Origin of the sequence: Streptomyces sp. NPDC048258, from assembly GCF_043201995.1 — a bacterium.
Classification (GTDB): domain Bacteria; phylum Actinomycetota; class Actinomycetes; order Streptomycetales; family Streptomycetaceae; genus Streptomyces.
The window spans coordinates 371,696-384,435 of record NZ_JBICZH010000006.1 but is presented as its reverse complement, the minus strand read 5'-3'; the positions used below and the strand labels follow the sequence as shown (position 1 = coordinate 384,435).

Below are 12,740 nucleotides of genomic sequence, written 5' to 3'. Positions count from 1 at the left end.
TTGAGTTCTCAAGGAACGGACGCTTCCTTTGTACTCACCCTCTCGGGCTTTCCTCCGGGCTTTCGTTCTGTTCTTGCGTTTCCGACTCTATCAGATCCTTTCGGGCCTGACCCCCAGTCAGCGGGGTTTGTCTTCCGGGCTGTTGGGCCCTTCCGACTCCCGAACTCTAGTGGATTTCCCCGGCGATTCATAATCGGCCTTCGGAAATGAATTCGGACATGCCGAATTCGTTCCCAGTGGGAGATCGTGCTGAGTTGGGTGCCGCGACGAGGCGGCGGGATTCGTTGTCGCCGAAACCTTCCGGCTCTGGGACAACTCGAAGAACCTTACGGATCCTCGGGGGCTGTGTCAACTTCGGTGGTCAGCTGGGGGACTGGAGGTCCTCCACGCGGTCCAGCAGCCGGGTGAGCATGTCGCCCAGCACCCCGCGCTCCGCGGTGGAGAGGTCCTGGAGGAGGTCCTCCTCGAAGACCGTCGCCGCGCGCATCGCGTCGAGCCACTTGCTGCGGCCCTCGTCGGTGAGCTCCACGATCACGCGGACCCGGTTGGACTCGTCCCGCTCACGGGTGACCAGTCCTTCCGCCGTCATGCGGTCGATCCGGTGGGTCATCGCCGCCGGCGTGAGGCCCAGCTGCTTCGCGAGCTCGCTCGGGCCCATCCGGTACGGGGCTCCGGAGATGACGAGGGCCTTGAGGACCTCCCACTCCGCGTTGCTGATGCCCAGGGCCGCGGTCTGGCGTCCGTACGCGACGTTCATGCGGCGGTTCAGGCGGCTCAGCGCCGACACCACCTTCTCGACCTGGGGGTCGAGGTCCTGGAACTCGCGCTGATACACGGCGATCTGCTCATCGAGGCTCGGCTCGTGGACGGGCGTAGTGCCGTCGGGGGTGTCACCCATGGGTCGAAGTATCGCACGAACCCGTTGGCGTCTAACTCCTTCGGTGTGTAGAGTTAAGGATCGAAGTTTAGGTATGAAGTTCTGAAGTCTTTAGTCTTCGGCTCTCAAAGGCAGGTGAGAAGTGACCAAGGTGATGGGCGCTGCGATGCGGCGGATCCAGGCCGGGAACGCGCTGACCGCGTTCGGCATCGGTTTCACGGTTCCGTTCCTCTACATCTATGTGGCGCAGGTGCGAGGTCTGGGCTCCATGGCCGCCACGAGCGCGTTCGTGGCGTTCGCCCTGGGCGCTCTTGTCGCGTTGCCCCTCACCGGACGGGTCATCGACCGACGTGGTCCGGTCCCCGTGGTCATCGGTGCGGCCGTCGCCGCCTCGGTGGGTGCGCTCTCCCTCGGGCTCTCCACCGGCATCGTGCCGATCCTGCTGTCGGCCCTGACGCTCGGTGCCGGGCAGGCCGTGATGCAGCCGGCCCTCGCCACGATGATCGTGTGGTGCTCCACGCCGTCCAGCCGGACGCGTGCCTTCGCCCTCCAGTTCTTCATGCAGAACCTGGGCCTGGGCATCGGCGGTCTCATCGGCGGCCAGATCGTCGACGAGACCCGTCCCGGCAGCTTCACCCTGCTGTTCGGCATCGAGGCCGTGATGTTCCTGGTGCTGGCGGGCGTCATCCTCACCGTGAAGATGCCGCACGCGCCGGTCATCAAGGACGCCACGCCGAAGGACCCGGCACAGGCCGGCGGCAGCGGCTGGAAGCGGCTGCTGGGGCACCAGGCCATGGTCAAGCTGCTGGTGCTGGGCTTCGTGATCTTCTTCGCCTGCTACGGGCAGTTCGAGTCGGGTCTGGCCGCCTTCGGTACCGAGGCCGCCGGGATCTCCCCCTCCACCCTCGGCTTCGCGCTGGCCGCCAACACCGGTGCGATCGTCGTCGCGCAGTTCGTGGTGCTCCGGCTCGTCGAGAAGCGACGTCGGTCCCGCGTGATCGCGCTGGTCGGGCTGATCTGGACCGTGGCGTGGGTCATCGCCGGGTTCTCGGGGCTGGGACACGGCAGCGCCATGATGGCGGCCGCCGCGTTCGTCACCACGTACGCGCTCTTCGGCATCGGCGAGGCCATGCTGTCGCCGACCCTGGCACCGCTGGTGGCGGACCTGGCTCCGGAGGGCTCCGTGGGCCAGTACAACTCGGCCTTCGCGCTGGTCAAGCAGATGGCGCTGGCGCTGGGGCCGCTCGGTGTGCCGCTCGGTGCGGGGGTTCCGCTGCTCTACATCGGGATCTTCATCGCCGTCTCGCTCGGGATCGCGTGGCTGGCGCTGCGGCTCGGCAAGCAGCTGACGCCGGCGCAGGACAACCCGTCGCTGTCCAGGGTCGTGGCGCAGGGTGGTCCGGCGGGTCCGGCGGGTCCGGCCGGTCCGGCCGTCGTGGCCAAGGCCGCTGAGCCCGTGCACGCGTAAGCGCCCGTAGAAGAACGCTGAAGGCCCCGGTCCGGTGGACCGGGGCCTTCGGCGTGTCCGGCTACTTGTCCGGCAGGGCGAACTCGCACCAGACGGCCTTGCCGCCGCCCGGGGTGCGGCGGGAGCCCCAGGAGGAGGCGATGGTGGCGACGATCGAGATGCCGCGGCCGGTCTCGTCGGCCGGTTCGGCGCGGCGGCGGCGCGGGAGGTGGTCGTCCCCGTCGGTGACCTCGATGATCAGGCGGCGGTCGGTGCGGCGCAGCCGCAGGCGCATGGGCGGGGTGCCGTGCTGGAGGGAGTTCGCGACGAGCTCGCTCGCGGCCAGTACGCCGAGATCGCACAGTTCGACCGGGAAGCGCCAGGAGGAGAGGACGCCCTGGGCGAAGGCCCGGGCGCGCGGGGCGGCCTCGATGCCGCCGAGGAGTTCCAGGGCGGCGTTGTGGAAGAGCTCGGCGTCCGCGCCGGTGCGGGCGGGCTGCTGCAGGACCATCACGGCGACGTCGTCGTCGTGGTCGGCGTCCACTCCGAGGGCGCGCATCAGGCGGTCGCAGATGACGGCAGGGGTCCCCTGGGCGCCGGAGAGGGCGCGTTCCAGGGCGGCGACGCCTTCGTCGATGTCCTCGCCGCGGCGTTCGACCAGGCCGTCGGTGTAGAGGACGGCGGTGGAGCCGGGGCCCAGGGCGATGGTGCCCGAGGTGTGGAGCCAGCCGCCGGTGCCCAGCGGCGGGCCGGTGGGGTCGGCGGCTCTGCGTACGGTGCCGTCCTCGTCGCGGACCAGGATCGGGAGGTGGCCGGCGGAGGCGTACGCCAGCAGGCCCTCGTTGGGGTCGTGGACGGCGTAGACGCAGGTGGCGATCTGGCTGGCGTCGATCTCGGCGGCGAGCCCGTCGAGGAGCTGGAGCACCTCGTGCGGGGGCAGGTCGAGGCGGGCGTACGCGCGGACGGCCGTGCGGAGCTGGCCCATGACGGCGGCGGCGCGGACCCCTCGGCCCATGACGTCGCCGATGACGAGGGCGGTGCGGCCGGCGCCGAGGGTGATGACGTCGTACCAGTCGCCGCCGACGGCCGCCTCGGTGCCGCCGGGCTGGTAGGTGGCGGCGACGCGCAGGTCGTCCGGCTGTTCGAGTTCCTGCGGGAGGAGGGAGCGCTGGAGGGTGACGGCGGCCTCGCGCTGGCGGCGTTCGCTGGCGCGCAGGCGTTCGACGGCCTCGGCGTGGTCGGTGACGTCGGCGAGGTGGATCAGGATCCCGGTGTGGTCGGGGTCCGGGTCGGGGTCGCGCCCGGCGGCGGACTTGGGGAACTCCACCGGGGTGCAGGTGACGGTGTACGAGCTGGTGCCGCCGGGTGCCGTGCGGTTCTTGGCGGTACGGGGCTTGCCGCTGCGCTGGACCTGGTCGAGGAGGGGGAGGAGGCCGAGCTCGCCGAGCTCGGGGAGGGCTTCGTGGGCGGGAGCGCCGGGGGCGCGGGTACCGAAGCCGGCGGTGTAGGCGTCGTTGACGTAGGCGACGCGGTGCTCGGGGCCGTGGACGAGGGCGACCAGGGCCGGGAGCCGGCCGAGGACCTCGCGTACGGAGAGCTCGTCGGGGGTGGGCGCCGCGATGGGGACGCCCGTACGGGGAACGGGGGCGACGGCCGGGGTGGTACCGGATCCGCTGCCGGTGCCGGTGACCGTGGGGTCGGCGGGGCGGCCGTCCGCGGCGGGCGTGGACCGCTCGGTTCCGGGGTCGGCGCGGCCGCCGCGGGCTGCCGGGACGGAGCCTTCACCCCGCTTGGCCTGGGCGGCGGCGTGTTCGGTCCGGGCGGCGGCGCGGCGCTGCGTTCCGGGAAACCGGGCGCTCCAGCGCGTGAAGTTCACTGCGTTCAAGCCTCGTGGTGTCGCAAGTGGTCGCTGTGTCGCTCGTGGTCGGTCACTGACGGGACGTTGTCACTCTGTGCAGGCGTGAGCCCACCTATGGTCACACGTCCAGTGTGGCCGACCGCACTGACAACGTCAGCCCTGGCTGTCCTGCGGGGGGTTGGGGGCGGGGGTCGGCGGGGGTTCCTTGGGGCCGCCGCCTGCGGCGAGTTCGAATTCTGCCCTGGGGTGTTCGAGGGAGCCTAGGGAGACGATCTCCCGCTTGAAAAGACCGGAGAGGGTCCATTCCGCGAGGACGCGCATCTTGCGGTTGAAGGTGGGGACGCGGCTGAGGTGGTAGGCGCGGTGCATGAACCAGGCGGGGTAGCCCTTGAGCTTGCGGCCGTAGATGTGTGCGACGCCCTTGTGGAGGCCGAGGGAGGCGACGGAGCCGACGTACTTGTGCGCGTACTCGGTGAGGACTTCGTCGCGCAGGGCGGCGATGAGGTTGTCGGCGAGGACCTTGGCCTGGCGGACCGCGTGCTGGGCGTTGGGGGCGCATTCGCGGCCGGGTTGCGCGGCGGTGATGTCGGGGACGGCCGCGGCGTCGCCGGCGGCCCAGGCGTGTTCGACGCCCTCGACGGTGAGGAAGGAGGTGCAGGCCAGGCGGCCGCGCTCGTTCTTCGGCAGGTCGGAGGCGGCCAGGACCGGGTGCGGTTTGACTCCTGCGGTCCACACGACGGTGCGGGTGGGGAAGCGGGCGCCGTCGCTGAGGACGGCGACGCGGTTCTCGCAGGATTCGAGCCGGGTCTCCAGGCGGAGGTCGATGTTGCGGCGGCGCAGTTCGCGGATCGTGTAGACGCCCATCTCGGGGCCGACCTCGGGGAGGATCCGGTCGCTGGCCTCGACCAGGACCCATTTCATGTCCTCGGCCTTGACGTTGTGGTAGTACCGCGCGGCGTAGCGGGCCATGTCCTCCAGCTCGCCGAGGGCTTCGACGCCCGCGTAGCCGCCGCCGACGAAGACGAAGGTGAGGGCGGCGTCGCGCAGGGCGGGGTCGCGGGTGGACGAGGCGATGTCCATCTGTTCGATGACGTGGTTGCGCAGGCCGATGGCCTCTTCGACCGTCTTGAACCCGATGCCGTAGTCGGCGAGTCCCGGGACGGGGAGGGTGCGGGAGATCGAGCCCGGGGCGAGGACGAGTTCGTCGTACTCGATCTCGACGGCGCCGGTTCCCTCCTCCTCGGTGGCGAGGGTGGTGACGGTCGCGGTGCGTTTGGCGTGGTCGATGCGCTGGGCCTCGCCGATGACGATGCGGCACTTGTCGAGGACGCGGCGGAGCGGGACCACGACGTGGCGGGGGGAGATCGAGCCCGCGGCTGCTTCGGGGAGGAAGGGCTGGTAGGTCATGTAGGGCTCGGGGGTGACCACCGTGACCTCGGCTTCGTCGGCTCTCAGCTTTCTCTGGAGCCTGAGCGCCGTGTACATGCCGACGTAGCCGCCGCCGACGACCAGGATGCGGGTGCGGGGCGGGGTACCGGGGGCCGTGCCCCGGGAGTTAGCAGCCTTCACCATCCCATGACGCAACGTGGCCGGGAGTTTGTCCACAGCCCCGACAGATTGTGTGACCGGAGGTGGTGCTGGGACGGGGTGTGGGCGGACCTTGGACGGGGGTGGAGATGCGCAGGTCAGAGCATACGGAAGGGGCGATTCCGAGGGGCCGGAACGGAAAAGTGGGGGTGAATGCTCCGATCGGGCGGTGCTCCGTCCGGGGCTGCCTCTTCTGAATTGACTCTGGCTCAACTATGTTCGTATCTCGTCGAGGAGTAGGACCGGGCCCCATGACCGTGGCCCCCTCGACGTGAAGGCGGGGAGTGTCTCCGGGGGGAGACAAATGATTACCGGGGGAAACATATGAACATTTCCGATTTCCATGGTTCTGCGACCGCGCTCTCGGTCGAGAGCAACGGTCGCGGTATCGCGGGCGGCACCACGCACGGAGTGGGCCGGTCCACGCCGCTGCGCGTCGACGCCCAGCGCAATCTGGAGCACGTCCTGCGCGCGGCCCGCGAGGTCTTCGGCGAGCTGGGCTACGGGGCCCCGATGGAGGACGTGGCGCGCCGCGCGCGCGTCGGCGTCGGCACGGTGTACCGGCGCTTCCCGAGCAAGGACGTCCTGGTCCGGCGGATAGCCGAGGAAGAGACCGCCCGGCTGACCGAGCAGGCCAGGACCGCGCTGGGCCAGGAGGAGGAGCCGTGGCAGGCGCTGTCGCGCTTCCTGCGCACCTCCGTGGCCTCGGGCGCCGGGCGGCTGCTGCCGCCGCAGGTGCTCCGGGTGGGCTCGGCGAGCGAGGACGGCGTCGAGGAGCCCGAGGCGGCGCGGGTTCCGCACCAGCGCCAGGCCGTCGCGACCGGCGGGGCTCCCGATCTGCGCGTCGTGGGCGCCCGGCCCGCGATCGAGGACGAGCCCTCGGACGACTCGGGTGCGGGTGCGCTGCTGGAGGTCGTCGGCCGGCTGGTGGACCGGGCCCGGGAGGCCGGTGAGCTGCGGACCGACGTCACGGTGGCCGATGTACTGCTCGTGATAGCGACGGCGGCGCCCGCGCTGCCCGACCCGGCGCAGCAGGCGGCGGCTTCGACGCGGCTGCTCGACATCCTGCTCGAAGGACTGCGGTCCCGCACGGTGTGATTTCCGGGTGACAGTACGGGATTTCGCCGGACTGTCCCCGCATGAGTGGATGGTGTGCAAACGGGTTCGACGCGTGGCCGCCGTGTGACACGCTTGATCGGTGTACCGGTTGAGGGTGTCGTGCGGGGGCTTCCGCGATGAGCGTTGACGGGCGGGAAGAGCCACTCGGTGGCGCCGGTGGCGAGGTCGAGGCGGGCAGCCTGCCCGCCCGGCACGTTCCCGCCCAGCGCGAACCGTCGGGCCGGCGCGCCGCTTCGGCGGGCACCGGGGGTGAGCTGCCGCCGTCCGACGGGGACTTGATCGCCCGGATGCGGGGCGGCGACGACGGCGCGTACGAGGAGCTGTTCCGCCGGCACGCCGATGCCGTACGTCGCTACGCGCGGACCTGCTGCCGGGACGGGCACACCGCCGACGACCTGACCGCCGAGGTGTTCGCGCGGACCCTCCAGGCGGTACGGGGCGGGGCCGGGCCGGACCAGTCGGTGCGGGCCTATCTGCTGACCACCGTGCGCAGGGTCGCCGCGGCCTGGGCGAAGACCGCCAGGCGGGAGCATCTCGTCGAGGACTTCGCCGTCTTCGCCGAGCAGGCGGCCACGGGTACGGAGGGCGGGACCGGGCCTGCCGGGCTGTCCGGGCTGTCCGGGGACGACACCCTCGAACTGGGGGCGGACGTCCGGGCGATGCACGAGGCCGAGCAGTCCCTGGCCATGCAGGCCTTCCGGAGCCTGCCCGAGCGGTGGCAGGCCGTGCTGTGGCACACCACCGTGGAGGAGGCCTCGCCGAGCGCGATCGCGCCGCTGTTCGGGCTGAGCGCCAACGCGACGGCCGTGCTGGCCAGTCGGGCCCGTGAGGGGCTCAAGCAGGCGTATCTGCAGGCCCATGTGAGTTCGGCGCTGAGTGCGGGCGGCGATTGCGCGCGGTACTCGGACCGGCTGGGCGCCTATGCGCGCGGCGGGCTGCGGATGCGGGCGGAGCGTGGGCTGCGCAAGCACCTGGAGGAGTGCGCGAAGTGCCGGCTGGCGGCCGGGGAGCTCAAGGACGTCAACGCGGGGATTCCCGCGCTGCTTCCGGTCGCCGTCATCGGGTGGTTCGCCGCCGGGTACGCCGCCAAGGCGGCCGGGGTGGTGGCCGGCGGGGCCGTCGCCGCGGGTGGAGCCGGGGTCGCCGCGGCTGCCGTCGGCGGGTCGACCGCGGGGGCCGGGGCCGCCGGGGCGGGAGCTGCCGGTGGGGCCGCCGGGGCTGCCGGGGCCGCGGGTGTCGGTGGTGCGGGGGCTGCGGGTGGGGCCGCCGGGGCCGGGGCTGCCGGTGGGGCCGGTACGGGGGCCGCCGGTGGGGCCGGTACGGGGGCCGGGCTCGGGAGTGCCGTGGTGTCCGAGGGGCTGGGGATGCCGGCCAAGGCCGCCCTCGCCGCCGGGATCGCGGTCGCCGCGGCCGCCGGGGTGGTGTTCGCGCTGGTCGGCGACGACACCGAGCCGCAGGCCCAGGCGAAGCCCGCGCCCACTGTGGCGGCTCCGATGGTGCCGGACGCGCCCGCCTCGCCCGAACCGGAGCCGAGCCCGCCCGGGGTGGAGCCGCCGCCCACGCGGGGCTCCGTACCTCCGCGCAGTCCGGCGCCTTCCACGCCCGCCGCGCTCGCTCCCGCGCGCCCGTCGCCGTCGCCGTCGCCGTCTCCTTCGCCCAGCCCGCAGAAGCCCTCGCCGACCCCGGCTCCGAGCCGGACCTCCGCGAAGCCGGCCCCGACCCCTGCGCCGAAGCCGGCGCAGGGGTTCCAGCTGGCCCGGCTCGGGCACTCGGCGTACGGGGACCACAGCGGCCCGGAGCTCCAGACCTGGCGCAGCAGCTGGGTGTGGCAGCGCTGGGGCCTGGAGGTGGGCGACCGGCGGTTCGGGCAGGGGATCACCGTGAGCTCCCGTTCCTCCGTGGAGATCACCCTCAACCGGCAGTGCACGGCCTTCACGGCGCGAGCCGGGGTGGACAGCCTCTCGCTGTTCACCGACGGCTCGGTGCGGTTCTCCGTGTACGCCGACGGGGAGCGGCTGTGGCGGTCCGCCGCGCTCGGGTACGGGGACACCCCGGCGGCCGTGGACGTCCCGCTCACCGGGCGCGAGACGCTGCGGCTGGTGGTGGAAAAGGCCGGCCCGGGCCACCTGCCCGCGCTGGCGAGCTGGGCCGACTCGGTCATCAGCTGCCGGTGACCAGCTGCCGGTGATCAGCTGCCGGTGACCAGCTGCCGGTGATCAGCTGCCGGCGAGCGTGGCGATCAGGGCGGCCGGGGCGAGCGCGGCGCCTGCGGCCTCCTCCCGCGCGTAGCGGTCGGGGCCGAGCACGGCGCGGGTGCGGGCCGGGATGCCGTCCACCGCGGCGCTCTCGGGGACCGAGCGGGGATGGCCCGCGCGCCAGGCGGTGGCCGCCGCGAGGGCCCGTACGGCTTCGGCGGGCCGGTCGGCGTCGGCCAGCATCCCGGCGGCCGTCTCGGCCATACCGGCCAGGAAGCGCTCGGCGCACCGGGCGGCGACGGCGGCGGCGAGCGCGGGCCCGATCAGGGCGAGGCCGGCCGCTGGGCCCTGTTCGCGGGCGGTGAGGACGGCGTCGACGATGTCCAGCCCGGCGGTGAGCTGTGCGGGCACGGTGATCCGTTCGGACTCGGCGCGGGCCCGCTCGCACTCGCTCCGGGCCTTGGCGGCGTCGCCGCGCTGGAGGGCGAGCAGGGCCCCGAGGAGCCGGGCGAAGGAGCTGACGTCGTACACCCCGCCGTACCGGTCGGCCTCCTTGTCGGCCTCCGCCAGGAGCCGTTCGGCGTCGTCGAATTCCCCCGCGCAGTAGGCGGCCTCGGCGATCCGGGCGATGGCGAAGGGCGCCTCGACGTGGGCACCGACCTCGCGGGCGAGGCGCAGGCACTCCTCGTACTCGGTTCGGGCGTCGGCGTACCGGCCGCGCGAGAGGGAGACCTCGCCGGCGGCGCTCGCCACCTGGGCGCGGGTCCAGCGGTCGCCGACGCGGTGGGCGATCTCGTGGAGTTCGACGAGGTCGGCGTCGACGGTGGGCAGGCCGCCGGCGATGTCGATGGCGACGTGGGTGCGGAGCATGAGGATCAGGCCGAGTTCCCATTCGCCCGAGTGGCGGCGGCAGTTGGCGACGGACTCGTTGAGGTCGGCGTGGAATTCGAGGGCCTCCCCGGTGAGGAAGGCCGTCGCGGGCCACAGAAGTCCGGGGAAGGTGGTGGTCTCGGGGGAGCCGTGCCGGAAGGCCTCCTTGATGCGGACGGCGAGGGCGCGGTACTCGGGCGTCCGGAACTTCTCGGCGCTGTTGCTCTCCGCCAGCAGGAACATGTCGAGGACCTGGAGGCGCATGAAGCGCCAGTACGCGGGCGAACCCTCGGGCGGTTCCTCCGGGGTGAGGGCGAGGATCCGGGTGGTCCACTCGGATCCCTCGGTGCGGTAGTTGCGCAGCCACCAGAACCAGCCGAGGGCGAAGACGAGGCGCTGGGCGGTCTCGGTGTCGGCTTCTTCGACGGCTGTGGTGTGGAGGGCGGCGCGGAGGTTGTCGAGCTCGGTCTCGACGCGCCGGATCCAGGGGATCTGGGGGGCGGAGCGGATCAGGGGTTCGGCTTCCTCGGCGAAGGCGAGGTAGTGGGCGGCGTGGCGGCGGGCGGCGGCGCGGACCTCGGCCGGGTGGGCGGCGGCGCGCTCGGCGGCGTACTCGTGGATGGTTTCGAGCATGCGGTAGCGCATGCCGTGGGCGGCGTCCGGTTCGGCCAGGACGAGGGACTTGTCGACGAGGGAGCCGAGGATGTCGGCGGCGTCGTAGGACGGGTCGGCGCAGACGGCCTCGGCGGCGGCGAGGTCGCAGCCGCCCGCGAAGACGGACAGGCGGCGCAGGACGGCGCGTTCGGGCTCGTCGAGCAGGTCCCAGGACCAGTCGACGACCGCGCGCAGGGTCTGCTGGCGGGGCAGGAGGGTGCGGCTGCCGCTGGTCAGGAGGCGGAAGCGGTCGTCGAGGCGGTCGGCGATCTGGCGCGGGGTGAGCAGACGCAGCCGGGCGGCGGCCAGCTCGATGGCGAGCGGCAGGCCGTCGAGACGGGCGCAGATCTCGGCGACGGCGGCCGGGTCCTGGCCGGGGGTGAAGCCGGGGCGGGCCGAGGCGCCGCGGTCGGCGAAGAGGCGGTGGGCCGGGTCGGGCGGGAGGGGCTCGACGGGGCGGACGTTCTCTCCCGGTACGCCGAGGGGTTCGCGGCTGGTGGCCAGGATCCGGACGCCGGGGCAGTGCGCGAGGAGCCGGTCCGCGAGTTCGGCGGCGGCGCCGATGACGTGCTCGCAGTTGTCGAGGACGAGGAGCAGGCCGCGGTGCGCGCAGTGTTCCAGGAGTTGGGTGGCGGGGTCGTCGGCGCCGGTCTTCTCGCGGGCGACCAGGGAGTTCTCGCGCAGGCCGAGGGCGCTGAGGACGGCGCCGGGGACGGCCGCGGGGTGGTCGAGGCGGGCGAGTTCGACGATCCAGGCGGGTTCGGGGTCGGCGGCGGCCGCGTGCTCGGCGAGCCGGGTCTTTCCGGAGCCGCCCGGTCCGGTGAGGGTGATGAGGCGGTGGCGGGCCAGGTCGGTGCGGAGGGCGGCCAGTTCGGGCTCGCGGCCGACGAAGGAGGTGAGGCGGGGGCGGAGGTTGCCGCGGGGCGCGGCCGCCTCCGGCGCGGGGGGTGCGGCCGGTTCCGACGGCGGCTGCGGCTGGAGCTGGAGCTGCGACGGTGGCTGCGGCTGCGGCTGCGGCTGCGGCTGGAGGAGTTCGGTGTGCAGGGCGCGGAGTTCGGGGCCGGGGTCGGTGCCGAGGCCGTCGGCGAGGGCGCGGCGGGTGCGTTCGTACGCGGCGAGGGCGTCGGCGGGACGGCCCGCGGCGCGGAGCGCACGCAGCTGATGGACGCGCAGCGGTTCGTCGTACGGGTTCTCGTGGATCAGCGCCTCGATCTCCGGCAGGAGTTCGGCCGGAGCGGTGGCGCCGCCGCGCAGGTCGGCCTCGATGCGGTCGCGGAGGGCGGCGCCGCGGCGGGCCTCGGGAGCGGCCGCGTGGGCGGAGCGGGCGGGCTCGGGCAGGTCGGCGAGGGCGGGTCCGCGCCACAGGGCCAGGGCGGTGCGCAGGGTGTCGGCGGCGGCCGCGGGGTCGGCGGCGAGCTGGCGGCCGCCTTGGACGGCGAGCCGCGTGAACCGGTGCAGGTCGACGTCCTCGCGGGCGGCGGCGAGGCGGTAGCCGCCGGCGGGGTCGGCGTGGACGGAGTCCCGGCCGCCGAGGGTGCGGCGGAGCCGGGCGACGAGGGCCTGGAGGGCGGCGGGGGCGTCGTGGGGCGGGTCGTCGCCCCAGACCTCGTCGACGAGGTCGGGTACGGAGGCCCGGCCGCCGGCGCGGAGGGCGAGGGCGGCGAGGAGCGCGCGCAGGCGGGCGCCGCCGACGGGGAGGGGGGCGCCGGTCTCGTCGCGCGCCTCGGTGGCGCCAAGGATGAGATACCGCACCGGCCAATTCTGCCTGGCCCCGGCGGGGGCGGCAGCGGATTTCGGCGCGGTCGGGAGAACGAGGTGTCTCCGTCGGCCGCCGGCAGGGTGCGCGGGGCCCGGGCGACGGGGCGCAGGTGGCCGGGTCCAGCGGGGCGAGGGGTTCCGCGGAGTGGCGCGGGTGGTCCGCGAACGTCCGCGAACAGCGCTGCGGTGATCACGAGGCTCTGCCCGGTCGGCCGGATGCGGACCGGACGGCGGTCCTGCCCCTCCCGGACCGTTCGACCCTGCGCGGGCGCCGGGGCTGGGCGGCGCCTTCGGGCGGGCCGTCGTGACCGCCTCGGTGCTCAGCGCCTGATCCGCGACGGATCCACGGCAGGACCGCGCGGCGGCGGGCCCAAC

Annotated in this window: 7 protein-coding genes; 3 read left to right on the top strand and 4 right to left on the bottom strand. The window is 73.6% G+C overall.

The window, feature by feature from the left end; genetic code table 11:
- Positions 1-361: 361 nt before the first annotated feature.
- Positions 362-898, bottom strand: a complete 537-nt coding sequence (locus tag ACGFYQ_RS17600) for a MarR family winged helix-turn-helix transcriptional regulator (RefSeq protein ID WP_069921218.1) — start codon at positions 896-898, stop codon at positions 362-364.
- 133 nt (positions 899-1,031) lie between these two features.
- On the opposite strand from ACGFYQ_RS17600, the gene ACGFYQ_RS17595 reads away from it, so the two are divergent.
- Positions 1,032-2,345 carry an MFS transporter gene (locus tag ACGFYQ_RS17595; protein WP_393744725.1) on the top strand — a complete coding sequence of 438 codons (1,314 nt, stop codon included), beginning with the start codon at positions 1,032-1,034 and terminating at the stop codon, positions 2,343-2,345.
- A gap of 61 nt (positions 2,346-2,406) precedes the next feature.
- On the opposite strand, the gene ACGFYQ_RS17590 is transcribed toward ACGFYQ_RS17595, so the two are convergent.
- Both ACGFYQ_RS17590 and ACGFYQ_RS17585 read right to left on the bottom strand, forming a co-directional pair.
- Positions 2,407-4,200 (bottom strand): SpoIIE family protein phosphatase, encoded by a 1,794-nt coding sequence (locus tag ACGFYQ_RS17590; RefSeq protein WP_393744723.1) that lies wholly within the window; start codon positions 4,198-4,200, stop codon positions 2,407-2,409.
- 135 nt (positions 4,201-4,335) lie between these two features.
- Positions 4,336-5,754, bottom strand: coding sequence for an NAD(P)/FAD-dependent oxidoreductase (locus ACGFYQ_RS17585; protein ID WP_393744682.1), 1,419 nt, complete (start codon positions 5,752-5,754; stop codon positions 4,336-4,338).
- A 339-nt stretch (positions 5,755-6,093) separates the two neighbouring features.
- Between ACGFYQ_RS17585 and ACGFYQ_RS17580 the strand changes: the two genes are divergently transcribed.
- On the top strand, positions 6,094-6,867 hold the full coding sequence (locus ACGFYQ_RS17580) for a TetR/AcrR family transcriptional regulator (RefSeq protein ID WP_393744680.1): 774 nt from the start codon (positions 6,094-6,096) through the stop codon (positions 6,865-6,867).
- Positions 6,868-7,004: 137 nt separating this feature from the next.
- A complete protein-coding gene (locus tag ACGFYQ_RS17575) occupies positions 7,005-9,062 on the top strand; it encodes a sigma-70 family RNA polymerase sigma factor (protein ID WP_393744678.1) in 2,058 nt (685 codons plus the stop codon).
- A 42-nt stretch (positions 9,063-9,104) separates the two neighbouring features.
- On the opposite strand, the gene ACGFYQ_RS17570 is transcribed toward ACGFYQ_RS17575, so the two are convergent.
- Positions 9,105-12,359 carry an ATP-binding protein gene (locus ACGFYQ_RS17570; RefSeq protein ID WP_393744676.1) on the bottom strand — a complete coding sequence of 1,085 codons (3,255 nt, stop codon included), beginning with the start codon at positions 12,357-12,359 and terminating at the stop codon, positions 9,105-9,107.
- Positions 12,360-12,740: the final 381 nt, after the last annotated feature.